The 13,273-nt window shown below is 43.2% G+C and carries 16 protein-coding genes; 7 read left to right on the top strand and 9 right to left on the bottom strand.

Translation table 11 applies throughout. The features are described from left to right. Nucleotides 1-73: 73 nt before the first annotated feature. Nucleotides 74-547 carry a hypothetical protein gene (locus ABM313_RS18410; RefSeq protein ID WP_434684603.1) on the bottom strand — a complete coding sequence of 158 codons (474 nt, stop codon included), beginning with the start codon at nt 545-547 and terminating at the stop codon, nt 74-76. A gap of 181 nt (nt 548-728) precedes the next feature. On the opposite strand from ABM313_RS18410, the gene cobU reads away from it, so the two are divergent. Then, nucleotides 729-1,310: a bifunctional adenosylcobinamide kinase/adenosylcobinamide-phosphate guanylyltransferase gene (gene cobU / locus ABM313_RS18405; RefSeq protein ID WP_434684602.1), complete on the top strand. Its 582-nt coding sequence runs from the start codon at nt 729-731 to the stop codon at nt 1,308-1,310. A gap of 43 nt (nt 1,311-1,353) precedes the next feature. Here the strand turns inward: cobU and ABM313_RS18400 are convergent, their stop codons facing one another. The 3 genes from ABM313_RS18400 to ABM313_RS18390 form a co-directional block, all read right to left on the bottom strand. Beyond that, a complete protein-coding gene (locus tag ABM313_RS18400; RefSeq protein WP_434684601.1) occupies nt 1,354-1,893 on the bottom strand; it encodes a GNAT family N-acetyltransferase in 540 nt (179 codons plus the stop codon). A gap of 166 nt (nt 1,894-2,059) precedes the next feature. After that, nucleotides 2,060-2,401 (bottom strand): hypothetical protein, encoded by a 342-nt coding sequence (locus ABM313_RS18395; RefSeq protein WP_434684600.1) that lies wholly within the window; start codon nt 2,399-2,401, stop codon nt 2,060-2,062. Between the two features lie 490 nt (nt 2,402-2,891). After that, nucleotides 2,892-3,449, bottom strand: a complete 558-nt coding sequence (locus ABM313_RS18390; RefSeq protein ID WP_434684599.1) for a PadR family transcriptional regulator — start codon at nt 3,447-3,449, stop codon at nt 2,892-2,894. Nucleotides 3,450-3,541: 92 nt separating this feature from the next. Between ABM313_RS18390 and ABM313_RS18385 the strand changes: the two genes are divergently transcribed. The 4 genes from ABM313_RS18385 to ABM313_RS18370 all read left to right on the top strand — a co-directional run bounded on the left by ABM313_RS18385 (nt 3,542) and on the right by ABM313_RS18370 (nt 7,724). After that, nucleotides 3,542-4,366 (top strand): SDR family NAD(P)-dependent oxidoreductase, encoded by an 825-nt coding sequence (locus ABM313_RS18385; RefSeq protein ID WP_434684598.1) that lies wholly within the window; start codon nt 3,542-3,544, stop codon nt 4,364-4,366. Between the two features lie 6 nt (nt 4,367-4,372). Then, nucleotides 4,373-5,542: an ABC exporter membrane fusion protein gene (locus tag ABM313_RS18380; protein WP_434684597.1), complete on the top strand. Its 1,170-nt coding sequence runs from the start codon at nt 4,373-4,375 to the stop codon at nt 5,540-5,542. Nucleotides 5,543-5,736: 194 nt separating this feature from the next. Then, a complete protein-coding gene (gene devC / locus ABM313_RS18375) occupies nt 5,737-6,918 on the top strand; it encodes an ABC transporter permease DevC (RefSeq protein ID WP_434684596.1) in 1,182 nt (393 codons plus the stop codon). Between the two features lie 128 nt (nt 6,919-7,046). Then, nucleotides 7,047-7,724 (top strand): DevA family ABC transporter ATP-binding protein, encoded by a 678-nt coding sequence (locus ABM313_RS18370; RefSeq protein WP_434684595.1) that lies wholly within the window; start codon nt 7,047-7,049, stop codon nt 7,722-7,724. Nucleotides 7,725-7,753: 29 nt separating this feature from the next. Here the strand turns inward: ABM313_RS18370 and ABM313_RS18365 are convergent, their stop codons facing one another. From ABM313_RS18365 to crtH, 4 genes are all read right to left on the bottom strand, one after another. Then, the gene (locus tag ABM313_RS18365) at nt 7,754-8,080 is read right to left on the bottom strand and encodes a low molecular weight protein tyrosine phosphatase family protein (protein ID WP_434684594.1); all 327 of its coding nucleotides are present in this window, start codon (nt 8,078-8,080) and stop codon (nt 7,754-7,756) included. Nucleotides 8,081-8,278: 198 nt separating this feature from the next. Then, nucleotides 8,279-8,713 (bottom strand): type II toxin-antitoxin system VapC family toxin, encoded by a 435-nt coding sequence (locus tag ABM313_RS18360; protein WP_434684593.1) that lies wholly within the window; start codon nt 8,711-8,713, stop codon nt 8,279-8,281. Further along, nucleotides 8,710-9,003 carry a hypothetical protein gene (locus ABM313_RS18355; protein WP_271254286.1) on the bottom strand — a complete coding sequence of 98 codons (294 nt, stop codon included), beginning with the start codon at nt 9,001-9,003 and terminating at the stop codon, nt 8,710-8,712. The genes ABM313_RS18360 and ABM313_RS18355 overlap by 4 nt, the downstream gene beginning before the upstream one ends. Before the next feature lie 62 nt (nt 9,004-9,065). Then, complete coding sequence (gene crtH, locus ABM313_RS18350; protein ID WP_434684592.1) at nt 9,066-10,580, bottom strand: carotenoid isomerase; 1,515 nt, start codon at nt 10,578-10,580, stop codon at nt 9,066-9,068. A gap of 99 nt (nt 10,581-10,679) precedes the next feature. Here crtH and ABM313_RS18345 point away from each other — a divergent pair, with 99 nt between their 5' ends. Together ABM313_RS18345 and ABM313_RS18340 are read left to right on the top strand one after the other, a co-directional pair. Next, nucleotides 10,680-11,129 (top strand): hypothetical protein, encoded by a 450-nt coding sequence (locus ABM313_RS18345; RefSeq protein WP_434684591.1) that lies wholly within the window; start codon nt 10,680-10,682, stop codon nt 11,127-11,129. A gap of 497 nt (nt 11,130-11,626) precedes the next feature. Then, nucleotides 11,627-12,592, top strand: coding sequence for an acetyl-CoA carboxylase carboxyltransferase subunit alpha (locus tag ABM313_RS18340; protein ID WP_434684590.1), 966 nt, complete (start codon nt 11,627-11,629; stop codon nt 12,590-12,592). A gap of 51 nt (nt 12,593-12,643) precedes the next feature. Here ABM313_RS18340 and ABM313_RS18335 read toward each other — a convergent pair whose 3' ends face one another. After that, entirely contained in the window at nt 12,644-13,261 is a 618-nt protein-coding gene (locus ABM313_RS18335) for a hypothetical protein (RefSeq protein WP_434684589.1), read from the bottom strand. Between the last annotated feature and the right edge of the window lie 12 nt (nt 13,262-13,273).

Here is a 13,273-nt window from a genome sequence, read left to right as displayed (position 1 = left end):
CATTTACTGGATAAGGTCTATGCCAAAGGTAGAGAAGTCGCTGATGGTTTCAAGGAAAATCTACCGAAATGCTCTAACGCCCGCGTCCCGATGAAATTTGTTTAAAGTAAGGCTGAGTCGAGTTAAGACATTCTTGCAGTTCAGGAGATCGCTTTACCCTAGTATCCCCCTCACGTTTATAGACAAGTCCCTCACGCACAAACCGCCCAACTAATTTGCCGAAAGTAATCTGATCTCTTTTAAAGGCATATTGCTGAATTGCTAAATTATTTTCCACCCCATCTAAGGTATAAACTTCATAATCAATACCTGTTTGATAGCGAGGAATCTTGGGATTGAGAGAGGCAATCATTGCACCATTGGATGAGGAACCAGCATAGCAATAGCGTGCGCCAAATTCTTTTGTAACTCTACGGGAAATGGTGATGTACCGTGAACCACCACCCCAATAGATACCTTCTTCGAGAGCTTGGGCGGAATTGACTGCAATAAAGTTAGAGCTAAAACTAATGGCGATCGCGGTAATACCGTAAAAAACTTTTTTCATATTTTTTATAACTAGAGCGCTATTCAGGTAAACATTATATAAGCGACGCGAAGTGCCGCCTATACTATTCAAAAATCTGGGATATTAGACAGGAAAATTCTGGCAAAAGTGCCGATGTCAGGGTATCAAACGATGCGCGATATCGTAATAGTATAACAAGGGGCAATTGATGGTAACAAACATGATTACTCTAGTAACGGGCGCAACTCGTTCAGGCAAAAGCGAATGGGCTGAGCATTTAGCAATGCGATCGCAAAAAAATGTAATTTATATTGCCACAGCAACTCGTTATGCTGATGATGCGGAATGGGAAGCAAGGCTAAAAAAACATTATGATCGCCGTCCTGAAAGTTGGCAAGTTTTAGAAATTCCCATTGAATTAGCTCAAGCCATTCTAGACCTCGCTAGTAATTCTTCCAATTATATTCTGGTGGATTCGCTTGGAACTTGGCTAGCCAATCTTTTAGACAAGAATGAAGAGGAGTGGGCGAAGATTGAACATGAATTATTGCAAGTAATTCAAACCTGTATAGTGGAGAATGCTTTGTTACATGCGGTTCAGGGTTGCATCGTTGATATTACTTTTGTGGCTGAAGAAGTGGGCTGGGGAATCGTGCCAGCCTATGAACTGGGTAGAACCTTTCGCGATCGCCTCGGCGGTCTCAGTCGCAAAATTGGCGCGATCGCTGATACTGTTTATTTGGTCACAGGTGGCTATGCAGTTAATCTCACGCAAATTGGCGAAAGATTACCTTCTAGCTGAATAAGTTGCCGTTTTCATGCCCTTTAGAATTAAGGCAGAGTAATTAATTTTTCCTGTCTAATTCAAAAGTTTGCTCAATACATAACTCACCTTTGAATTCCACCTCGTCTGATCGTATTAGATTCATTCCCAAACCTCTCAATAGTCTGATAGATGGTTCATTTCGTGCGTCAGTTATACCAACAATCTTGTTGATGGTTCTAAGCTCAAACAGTGAATCAATTAGAGCTTGAACAGCTTCTTTCGCATATCCTTTGCCTTGCCTATCGCGGCTCACAGTAAACCCAATTTCCACGATCGCTGGATTTTCAGCATAAATCAACATCCCGATGTCACCAAAGAGTATGTTGGATTGCTTGTCTGCGATCGCGATTTGAAACCATTCTCCTAGTTTTCCGATTTCTGCATTATTCATTTCGCTAATAAAAGATTGCGCTTCACTGTAGGAGATCTCTGACCAACCCTGAAATCGAGCAACTTGAGGATCTTGACGATAATCAAGGAACCGTTCTAGATCCTGATCGATAAATCGACGCAGAATTAATCTTTGAGTTAATTTAGGCAGAAAACTTTGCGGAAACATTACAAGCTCTTTCAAAAAAGATAAGTGGAACTCTGAGATTAGGGCTTGGAGACCAAGCCCCTACCTTTACAAATATGTAGGGATTTGGTCTCCAAATCCTCTTTTAGGATGTTATGGAAACATTATGTCGATCTTTTTTCTACGTAACATAAACACTAAATCTTGGTCACTTATCAGCATGTACACCTAGGAGCAGAGCCTTGGTATCGCCATTTGCCTTATATGTCGCGAATAATAAATAAGGACATCCGAACATAAATCCCAATAACAAGAACAGAAAGCCGAATAGAAATCCCTTGGTGGTAAATCCTTCTCGCCAAATCACCCAAATCAAGAATAGACATAGGGCAATCAAAAGATCGGTATTGAACTGCGATCGCCAATCCAGCTTGAGCAAATCGCCAAAATAGATGGCTGGGAAGTTAATTCCCATTGTGATGATGACGTAAATTGATACGGAGAAAATGAGTATTGTCGTAGCAATTAGAAAAGCTCGTAGTAATGTCATTTTGTGTTGTTACTTTTAATAACCAAATTAAACAAAGAAGGAGAGATTGCTGAATAAAATCTCTGAGTTATTCCACAACGGCTGAAACTTCCCCAGAGCGATCTCGTAAGTATAGTAAGCGTGCAATCATCGCTAAGAAGCCAATACAGCATGCTTGTCATCATCTTGCCAAAGGGAAATCATCAAAGCAATTACCTCACAGGTAATCAAACTCATTTGCTATATAGCTGTCGCCAAGTGTATGAGGACATAAAACCCAAGAAGAGAATGGCGGCGCGAAGCGCCGCCATTCTCTTCTTGGGTTTTGCTTTTGTCCTAACACAATCGACGGCAGCTATAAAACAAAAAACTTGCGGATCTCTCTGTGCGTGCACCACAGTTTTGTGTTTGGATTTTAATTATGCCCAGCTAATTAGCAATGTAATTTTTACAGACCCCTAATATGAGTGGTGGCGCAAAGAGCAGTCACTCGTCTTTGTTTTTTGGTTTGCTATATTTGTGGATTTTTAGCAGATTTAGCGATCGCCTCTAACACTTCATCACACCAACTAACCCAATCTTCTTGATAGCGAATTGCTCGCCGAATGATTAGATGCATGTATAGATCCTTTAGCTCTAGAGATTCTAAATTTTGGGCAAAATGCTCATCCATTTTTTTGACATGGAGTGCCATGTTTGCGTGGAGTTGTCGCCGCCTTTCGATTTCGCGCACAGTCACTTGATGGGGAACTAAATGCGCCGCCAAACCCATTACGCCTAAGTCTTCACGAATGGGTGTGGGTTCACTAGGTTGCACTAGCCAATCCGTAAGTTCTTTTAGCCCTTGATCGGTAATCGAATAAATTTTTTTGTCCAGCCTGCCAGCCTGTGGAATTGCCTCATAGGTAACACTACCCTGCTTTTCTAGCTTGGCAAGTTCGGCATAAATTTGCTGCTGGCTTGCTTTCCAGAAGCAACTCCCAAAACCTTCAGCAAATTCTTTGGCAACTTCATAGCCACTGAGGGACTGCCGAGATAGGAAAGCAAGGATAGTGTGTTTGAGCGCCATTTTTTGATCGCAAACTACTTGACGAATTTTATGGGTTAAGTATACATTGTTTTTTGTATTCAAAAACTTGAATACAAAAAACGGAGTTAAAAATGCAGAGTATTAATTCTCGAAACCAATACCGTGTTAGTAACTTATCTAGGCGATACGGATCTTGGGCGATTGTGACGGGTGCTTCTTCAGGGATTGGGCGCGAAATGGCGCTAAGGCTTGCTGAGGCAGGGCTAAATCTGGTGCTAGTTGCGCGTAGTCAAAATGTACTGGAGCAGATGGCGGTTGATTGGCGTGATCGCTATGCAATCGAGGTAAAGGTTCTGGCAGTTGACTTGTCAATACTGTCTGGAAACAAAATTATTTTGGATGAAACTAAATACCTCGATATTGGGTTGCTCGTAGCGGCAGCTGGATTTGGGACTTCGGGCGCATTCCTTGAGTCACCTATAGAAGCAGAAATGGAAATGCTGAATGTCAATTGCCGATCGCTATTAGAACTAACTTGGCATTTTGGGCAAAGCTTTATAAAGCGCGGTAACGGTGGCATCGTGCTGATGAGTTCGATTGTCGGCTTTCAAGGAACACCCTTTGCAGCGCACTATGCTGCAACTAAAGCTTATGTCCAAACCTTAGCCGAAGCCCTATATGTGGAACTTGCGCCAATGGGAATCGATGTGATTGCTTCTGCTCCCGGTCCCACTAATAGCGGTTTTGCTGACCGTGCAGGCATGAAATTGGGAATGGCATTAAATCCTGTAGATGTGGCTCAAGCAACTCTAGATGCTCTGGGAAAAAAGCCCACAATCCTCCCAGGATTCATCTCGAAACTGTTGACCTATTCCCTTGCATTTTTGCCACGTTGGGCGAGAGTGCAGATTATGGGGGGCGTAATGCGAGATATGACTAGACATCAAAACGGTTAAAATCCCATGAGCATTAGATTTCCAGTTCAATATTTACCACTATCGGCGATCGCGATCGCTGCTTTGGGCATTGGCAGCATCGCCTATATTAATCTCTCCCCAAAATCCATTCAACCTGTTATTTCCGAAACTGCACCCAAATTAGAAACAGTTTCAGCATTGGGCAGATTGGAACCTGATGGCGAAGTCATTAAAGTATTTGCACCGACATCAGGCGAAAGTGCGCGAATCGAGCGGCTCAATGTGCAGCATGGACAACAACTTCGCAAAGGAGAGATTATCGCCTATCTCGATAACTATGCTCCGCGTGCGGCGGCTCTAAGGGAAGCACAGGAAAGGGTTGCGGTCGCCGAAGCGCAATTACGGCAAATAGAAGCAGGAGCAAAGTCGGGACAGATTGTAGCGCAGCAAAGAGTCGTCGATCGCCTTCAAGTGGAGTTACAAACAGAAACTGCTGCTCAAGAAGCGGCGATCGCTCGTTTAGAAGCCGAACTTCGCAACGCGGAGCTAGAGGATCGGCGGTATCAATATCTGCAAATGGAAGGCGCAGTTTCTGCTTCCCTGCGTGATAGCAAACAGTTAACTAGCGATACTGTCCGTCAACAACTAAATGAAGCGAAGGCACAGTTATCCCGCATCGTGCGATCGCGTCAGTCGCAAATTGCCGAGTCCCACGCCACCCTCGACCAGATCGCCGAAGTTCGTCCCGTAGATATCGAGTTAGCGCGATCGCAGGTTGCTCAAGCAGAGGCAGGCGTGGCAAGGGCTAAGGCTGATCTTGATTTGGCTGTAGTGCGATCGCCCCAAGATGGACAGGTTCTCAAAATCCATACCCGTGCTGGGGAATTAGTGGGAAATAATGGAATCATTAGTTTGGGACAAACTCAACGCATGGTTGCGGTTGCTGAGGTTTATGAACTGGACATCAACCGCGTCAAAATCGGTCAATCCGCCACTGTAATCAGCAAAAATAATGCCTTCTCCGAAACATTGCGCGGCAAAGTAAAGGAAGTTGGCTTAGAGATTAGTAAAAAAGATGTCTTAAATACCGATCCTGCGGCTCAGTTCGATGCAAGAGTCGTGGAAGTAAAAATATTGCTGGATGAGCCTTCTAGTCGTCTGGTTGCAGGTTTAACCAATCTCAGTATTCAAGCAGCGATCGATGTGCGGGAATGATCTGTCTTACAACCTAATGTTACGTGGAAGGAATTCCTGTAATGGCAAAGGTAAGGGCTGGCACGGGGGCGCAGCCCCTACAGAAACCTTTGTTTTTTTGGTAGGGGCAATCCCCCCGTGGTTGCCCTGCTTCGCTACCAGCAAGATATTCATCATCTGAGTTCCACGCAACATCAGTTACAACCTAGAAAATTATGACCCAAATTATAGACAAGAGCAAAAAAAAGAAGCCACTTTTTCTTTCTTGGTTGCAATTGCGGAAAGAGCGAGTACGTCTGCTGGTAGCGATCGCAGGTATTAGTTTTGCTGATGTGCTGATGTTTTTGCAAATGGGATTTCGGGGCGCATTATTTAGCAGTGCCGTAGAACTCCATCACAGCATCAATGGTGAAATTGTCATTTTGAGCAGTCGCTACCGATCGCTAATTTCCCTCGATCGCTTTACCGATCGCCGTCTTTACCAAGCCGCAGGCGTATCAGGTGTACAGTCTGTTATTCCGATTTATCTCAACTTTATTCAATGGCGCAATCCCTATAACAAAGAGATCTGGGATATTTACGCCATTGGCATTAATCCCGAACATCAAGTTTTAAATATTCAAGGAGTTGAGGAGAATCGCCAAAAAATGCGCGAACCCGACACTGTTCTCTTTAATTCTGGATCGCGAAATGAATTTGGGGCGATCGCTAAAAACTTTAAAGCAGGGGAATCCATCGTTACCGAAATTGACGAACGTCAGTTTCAAGTGCGCGGACTATTTCAACTCAGCCCCACCTTTGGGATTAATGCTCATCTCGTCACTAGCGATATTAACTTTTTGCGAATGGTGCGATCGCGTCAGGGCGGACTAATCGATATCGGCGTAGTCAAGCTCAAGCCCGATGCCGATGTCAATCAAGTCTTAGCAGAATTGCGATCGCTCCTGCCTAACGATGTCAAAGTCATGACGAGACAAGATTTCGCCAAAGCTGAAGTAGCTTTTTGGAATGCCAGTACACCCGTAGGCTATACCTTCGATCTCGGTGTGGTAATCGCCTTTATCGTCGGAGCCGTAATCGTCTATCAAATTCTCTATAGCGATGTCACTGACCATTTACCCGAATATGCCACCCTGAAGGCAATGGGCTTTCGCGATCGCTATCTATTAATAGTCGTCTTCCAAGAATCCCTAATCCTCGCTGTCCTCGGTTTCATTCCCGCCACGGCGATGGCATGGGGCATTTACGAAATCACCCATATCGCCACTCTCTTACCAATGGCAATGGATGCAGGACGGATTACGTTTGTATTCGTGTTGACCGCCATCATGTGTTCTATTTCCGCCGCAATTGCCGTGAGAAAGATTCAAACTGCCGATCCTGCGGATATTTTTTGATTGGTGATTGGTGATTGGTGATTGGTAATTGGTAATTGGTGATTGGTGGCTGATAATTCGTAATTCGTAATTGATAATTCGTAATTCAAAAACAATATTCGTAATTGATAATTCGTAATTCAAAAACAATGTCCTCGCAATTCGCTATTTCTGTAACGCAACTAAATCACTACTACGGTCAGGATGCTCTCCGTAAGCAGGTTTTATTTGATATAAATCTGCAAATCGATCGCGGTGAGATTGTGATTATGACGGGACCTTCGGGTTCGGGGAAAACGACATTGCTCACGCTCATGGGTGGCTTGCGATCGCCTCAAGAGGGTAGCCTGAAGATCCTCGATCAGGAATTGCTTAATTCTATTCCCGACCAAATGACGCTGATTCGTCGCAATGTTGGCTATATTTTCCAAGCCCATAATCTCTTGAACTTTCTCACCGTTTATCAAAATGTGGAAATAGCGCTAGAACTCCATGATGTCACTGCGGAAGAGGCAGATCGACGGATTCGAGATGTCTTAAATGCTGTGGGTTTGTCTCACCGACTGGATTACTATCCTAGTGACTTGTCGGGAGGACAAAAACAAAGAGTAGCGATCGCCCGTGCCTTGGTGGGACAACCGAAAATAATTCTTGCCGATGAACCAACGGCGGCTCTAGATAAAAAATCGGGGCGCGATGTAGTGGAGATTATGGAGAAATTAGCCAAACAGCAAGGTTGTACAATTCTCCTTGTGACTCACGACAATCGCATTCTCGATCTCGCCGATCGCATTATTTACATGGAAGATGGATGCTTGATGATATGAAATCTGAAAATTTTTCAAAATAGATTCTATTAAAAGGTTCCTAGCAGTGGTAGTACTTTTTTCTTCAGTAAATCTACTAGTTCTGGTTCCATATACTCGTACTCATCAGGAATATCTAGACAAATCACTCGTTTGTGTTTGAGCCAAGGCTGAAAATTCTTTGAGAGTTTGCTTCGATGCGTCTTTTCCATCACAAAAATAATATCTGCCCATTGAATTACTTCGCTACTTAAAGGGATTTCTGCTTCTCTATCTAGTCCTGCGGAGTCCACCTCTAGCCCTTGGTATTCTGCAAATACTGCCTCGGCTGTGGGACTGCGTAATCTGTTTTGACTGCAAATAAAGAGTAACTTCATGAATAACAGTTTAGCAATTCAATCTTTCTTTACTAAAAATCTCAACTCAATGTAGATCTGACTTTAAGTCAAGCAAGATCGCCTTAATTATGGGTAGTGCTAAACAGGTAAGGATGGGCGGCGCGAAGCGCCGCCTATCCTTACCACCATAAATCCTTTCCTTTTTAGGACTACCTAATTATGCATCTGCTAAAGGTTTTACTGTAGGCGATCGCGTGGAAAAAGAATTGTAAAACCCTCTTGAGTAAAATGATGATCGTGAGTCAATATTTGACTAATATCCATTTGTTTCATCGTTACCATTGAAATACAATCCGTAAGACTATAACCCTTATCTAAACGTTGCTCATATAGCTTCAATCCACCTAAAAAAGTTTCATGAGATTGAGCTAATACCATCACCTTTTCTGAATCTGCGCTGAGAAGTTGCCGAACTGTATTTACTGTTCGTTCGCGTAATCTCACACCACCATCAGACAAAAAGTTAAGAACTTCACTAAGTACTTCATCAGTTGTAATGATTTTCGTCTTACCAAGCTTAGCCGTAATAGCGATCGCTTGACTGTGAAAAGCATCGCGAAGACTGAGTAATGCCACCCAATAAAAAGTGTCAGCAAAAATCATCTCAGTCATACTTGATTATTGTAGAGATAGCGATCATGATTTTCTGCACCATCTGTCGGCAAACGTTCCAAATCCTCACTAGATAAACCATCAGCAAAAGACGATGCAATCCCTAGTAAAAAGGAACTTGTATCTTCTTGTGCTTCCATATCCTTTTTAGAACTTAGAATTGATTGTTGATTTGTGTCTAGCCGCCATTCCAAAAAACTAACAAAATCTAAAACCTCTTGTAAAATAGGTTCAGATAAAATTTCTAATTGCTCTAGCTTACCTAAAATAAGTTCCTTTACAGCGCTCATATGTCAAGACCTATATCAACATACTCTTAATTTTACTTGCCTTCCATAAAAATAGTGAATTGCTATACAAGTCCTAATGATGATGCAACCAAATGTCCACAGGCAAAGCCCGAAAATGCTACAGCATTTAAACCTTGTCCTGGGAAAGTACTATCACCGACACAATATAAATCAGGAATAGAAGTGCGATTGAAAGGCATTCCCAAAAGTCCCCAAGGCTTACCCGCAGGAATTGGTCCATAGGTTCCATCGGCACGACCGAGGAAGCGGCGATGACTGCGAGGTGTACCGACTTCTTGGTAGTCGAGACAATCTTCTAGTTTCGGGAAAATCGCTAACAGGCGATCGCATAATTTCCTCGCAGCTTCATTTTTCTTCTCTTCATATTCCGAAGCAGATAAACCTTCCCATTCACTCATCCAACTAGGCGTAAAGGTATGCACAATATGATGACCATTTGGTGCAAGGGAGCGATCGAGTAACGTGGGAATTGAGACAAAAATTGTGCCTTGTTCCTTTTGCATATCGTTCCAATCTTCGAGCAAGATATGGTGACAAGCCGCATCATCAGGAATTGCGGAAGATTCAACACCAAGATGTAAGCTTAGGAAACTAGGGGATTTTTGATAGCGTGATTGCCAACCTTTTTCACCACTAGGTAAAGGTTCATCCTTGAGCAAGTTCCCAAAAGTATCCCAGCGTGTGGCATTAGAAACTACCTTCTTCGCATAGAGAATTTCGCCATTCGCTAGTTTTACCCCGATCGCTCCTTTACCAGATTTTGCTTTGGGAATAATCTGGGTCACTCTTGCCCCATAGCGAATTTCTCCACCCGCTTTGTCCAACCCTTCCGCTAATTTTTCAGCAATCTTGCCCACACCACCGACGGGATAGTTAATGCCCCCGTAATGGCGATCGCTAAACACCATCCCTGCGTTAATCGCTGGCGTGCGATCGGCAGGAACCACTGACCAGCAATAGCATTCCATATCGATGAATTGCAATAACTCAGGATCGCGAATATATTTCTTGGCGATATCTCCTGCATTTTGGGGCAAATAAGCTGCTAAACCCAAACAAGCTAAAGGATTCTGGAAAAATACGCGCATCAAGTAGCGCCATTCTTCGAGGGACAGCAACTCGATCGCATTTAAACAATTAAAAATCTTCCAGCATTCATCGTAAAACTTACGAATCCCCTCACGCTCATGGGGAAAGCGATCTCCTAATTCTTTAATAAACTGCTCATAGTCGCGATGCACTTCGATTTCCAGATTATTTGGCAAATGATAATGGATCTGCACAGGATCAGGAATCGTCTCCATTTTCATATTCACCGCCGCTAGCGCACGGGTGAGGAGATTTGTCGTGCCGCGATCGCCAAAACCAAAAATCATCGATGCGCCCACATCAAAGCGATAGCCATTGCGCTCAAAATATCCGCCACTCCCCCCCGCAATCAAGTAGCGCTCTAGGACAATCACGCTTGCCCCCTTCGCCGCCAATTGTGTTGCGGTGACTAAGCCACCAATCCCTGAGCCAATTACAATTACATCCGCATCGAGTGTTAGAGCCATCACATTTCTTAATCAAAACCTTTATTTAACTATACAGTTTTAGATCCTCTTACATTATTAGTATCGATAGTAAGTTTTTCCTAAAAAGAGTAGATGATTATGTCCACTTACTTCAGTATTTACACCTGTGAGAGCTGTAAGCATCTAGTTACAATTGGATTTATAGGTAAGGAGTCAAATCGTACTGTAGCAATTTGCAATAATTGTGCGACATCTTTCTATGTCTATCCTGAACATGGTGAGGAAGTAAATAATAGCAATCAACCTCACAAAATCTACGTCAAAGGTAAGAAATGGGTTGAAGTTTCTTCTAAGAAAGGACGAATTAAAAAAACAGTTTCTCAAGATGCATGGATAGATATTGGAATTCGGATTCCTGTACAGGAGGATATTATTCTAAAAGAGAGCAATCTACATATTGTCTACAAACTAGTTTTTGACAATGTTGACTGCCCAGATTGTAAGACTAAAGGTGCATTAGTAGATTACTTGGACTACGTTGAATATTGCCCTAAATGTAAAGGGAAGATGATAGAAAGTGAAATCTAGGAAACCCATCAAAATAGTAAAAGCATCGCGAAGCGATGCTTTTACTATTTTGGCTCGTAGAACGGCGCGATTCTTCTCTAGGAGCTAGTTTGAAATTAACCCGAACTGAGGTTATTTAATTTGAGCTTTTCGCAGTCTCCACAATCACACCATCCTGCATATTAAATAAACGTGAATTTGATATTGCCATTTGGGGCGTGCGAAGCACACCCCAAATGGCGAAAAATGGTAAGAATCGCTTAGCGATTCTTATTTCGCTTTCGTCGAACTGACGTTAAATAAGACGATTAGTTAATTGATGAAATATAGCCGTCGCTATTCTTGTTAGGACATAAAACCCAAATAGTGTAAGTCGGCGCGAAGCGCCGACTTACACTATTTGGGTTTTGGCTTGTCATGATACATGTGGCTATAGCTATACAAAGCCAATTAGGTGATTGAGACTAGCCCTTTGTCTGCTAATCTGAGAATTGGTATCTACTATACAAAATTGCATCATGGCCGATCGCCAAATCCTGCTTGACTTTGAAAAGCCCATCGTTGAACTAGAAAACCGTATCGCCCAAATCCGCGAACTCGCGAATGACAACGATGTGGATATGGTTGGTCAGATCCAGCTCTTAGAGCAGCGTGCCGAGCTTTTACGGCGAGAGATTTTTTCAGGTTTAGGTGCGATGCAACGGATGCAGATCGCAAGGCATCCTCGTCGTCCTAGTACCCTTGACTATGTACAAGCCATTACCGATGAGTGGATGGAGCTACATGGCGATCGCAGGGGTAATGACGATCCAGCTTTAGTGGGTGGGCTTGCCCGCATTAGCGATCGCCCTGTGGTAATTTTGGGGCATCAGAAGGGGCGTGATACCAAAGACAATATGACCCGCAATTTTGGCATGGCTTCCCCAGGGGGATATCGCAAAGCGGCAAGATTAATGGATCATGCTAATCGTTTTAAATTGCCGATTATTACCTTAATTGATACTCCTGGGGCATACCCTGGTGTATCGGCAGAAGAACAAGGACAAGGTGAGGCGATCGCCGCAAATTTGCGACAAATGTTTGGTCTAGGTGTACCAATTATTTGTACTGTTATTGGTGAAGGTGGATCGGGTGGAGCCTTGGGGATCGGCATTGGCGATCACATTATGATGTTTGAAAACTCGGTCTATACGGTGGCAACTCCTGAGGCTTGTGCAGCAATTTTATGGCGCGACTCGGCAAAGGCTGGCAAGGCAGCAGAAGCTTTAAAAATCACGGCTCCTGATTTGAAACGTTTGGGCATTGTCGATTATGTGATTGATGAGCCTCTGGGTGGGGCGCATCGTCTGCCACTACAGGCGGCGGAAAATCTCAAAGCTGCCCTAGTCGAAAATCTCGATCGCTTAAGTAAATTGTCTGTGGAAGATTTACAAGAGCTACGTTATCAAAAGTTCCGTAAGATGGGTGTATTTCTCGAATCATAAAGCTTGCGGCGAGCGCCCTAAGCCTCTCTACAAAAAGCGATCACTCATAGTTTACAAATTGCTTGCACACTCTTGAAAGACTGAATGTAAAGCTCCTAATGTCTTTGCTACATCATCAGCAGTATACATTCCTGTTTCATAGACTTCTCCTGCGATCGCCAGTTTATAAAATATCCAGCCTTGCCCATTGGTGACAATTCCCAACACATCAATATCTTTATTTGCCTGCCGATTTTCCCATTGACAGGCTTGCATTTCTACTAAGCACTGAGCTAAACCTTGTTCAAAGTCGTCACGTTTAGCTTCGACAATACATAGGAATGGTGTATCTAAATAGTCTTGTCTAGCTGCAATTAAATAATCGGCATTGCACACTAAAATATCACTTTCTATTTTTCCTCCTTTCCATATTTTCAGCTTGTCGCTACTATCCATTGCTTCTTCGCAAAAGGCATCGATTAGAAGCTTTTTAGATTCTTTGTAACTTCGCAGATCAAAGTTACGGTGCAAGCGTTCTAATCTTTTGATAAAAAATTCACTAGGGGCGATCGCTATGTCTGGCAAGTCCCAATGGGTTATGGTTTTGAGTCCTAGCTGTTTATATGCAGAGGGAAGATCGAAGCTAGAGAAGCTTTTCTTTTTAGATTTTGGTAATTTTGTCTGTTTCATAGGATTATCAGA

This window comes from Pseudanabaena minima str. Chao 2107 (assembly GCF_051131155.1).
Classification (GTDB): domain Bacteria; phylum Cyanobacteriota; class Cyanobacteriia; order Pseudanabaenales; family Pseudanabaenaceae; genus Pseudanabaena; species Pseudanabaena minima.
This window is presented reverse-complemented; position numbering and strand designations above follow the sequence as displayed.

Excerpts from the sequence above, each read along its gene's own strand:
- ABM313_RS18410 (WP_434684603.1), bottom strand. The coding sequence starts at position 547 with ATGAAAAAAGTTTTTTACGGTATTACCGCGATCGCCATTAGTTTTAGC.
- ABM313_RS18370 (WP_434684595.1), top strand. The coding sequence starts at position 7,047 with ATGTCCTCGCAATTCGCTATTTCTGTAACGCAACTAAATCACTACTAC.
- ABM313_RS18390 (WP_434684599.1), bottom strand. The coding sequence starts at position 3,449 with ATGGCGCTCAAACACACTATCCTTGCTTTCCTATCTCGGCAGTCCCTC.
- crtH (WP_434684592.1), bottom strand. The coding sequence starts at position 10,580 with ATGGCTCTAACACTCGATGCGGATGTAATTGTAATTGGCTCAGGGATT.
- ABM313_RS18395 (WP_434684600.1), bottom strand. The coding sequence starts at position 2,401 with ATGACATTACTACGAGCTTTTCTAATTGCTACGACAATACTCATTTTC.
- ABM313_RS18340 (WP_434684590.1), top strand. The coding sequence starts at position 11,627 with ATGGCCGATCGCCAAATCCTGCTTGACTTTGAAAAGCCCATCGTTGAA.
- devC (WP_434684596.1), top strand. The coding sequence starts at position 5,737 with ATGACCCAAATTATAGACAAGAGCAAAAAAAAGAAGCCACTTTTTCTT.
- ABM313_RS18355 (WP_271254286.1), bottom strand. The coding sequence starts at position 9,003 with ATGAGCGCTGTAAAGGAACTTATTTTAGGTAAGCTAGAGCAATTAGAA.
- ABM313_RS18365 (WP_434684594.1), bottom strand. The coding sequence starts at position 8,080 with ATGAAGTTACTCTTTATTTGCAGTCAAAACAGATTACGCAGTCCCACA.
- ABM313_RS18380 (WP_434684597.1), top strand. The coding sequence starts at position 4,373 with ATGAGCATTAGATTTCCAGTTCAATATTTACCACTATCGGCGATCGCG.
- ABM313_RS18385 (WP_434684598.1), top strand. The coding sequence starts at position 3,542 with ATGCAGAGTATTAATTCTCGAAACCAATACCGTGTTAGTAACTTATCT.
- cobU (WP_434684602.1), top strand. The coding sequence starts at position 729 with ATGATTACTCTAGTAACGGGCGCAACTCGTTCAGGCAAAAGCGAATGG.
- ABM313_RS18360 (WP_434684593.1), bottom strand. The coding sequence starts at position 8,713 with ATGACTGAGATGATTTTTGCTGACACTTTTTATTGGGTGGCATTACTC.
- ABM313_RS18345 (WP_434684591.1), top strand. The coding sequence starts at position 10,680 with ATGTCCACTTACTTCAGTATTTACACCTGTGAGAGCTGTAAGCATCTA.
- ABM313_RS18335 (WP_434684589.1), bottom strand. The coding sequence starts at position 13,261 with ATGAAACAGACAAAATTACCAAAATCTAAAAAGAAAAGCTTCTCTAGC.
- ABM313_RS18400 (WP_434684601.1), bottom strand. The coding sequence starts at position 1,893 with ATGTTTCCGCAAAGTTTTCTGCCTAAATTAACTCAAAGATTAATTCTG.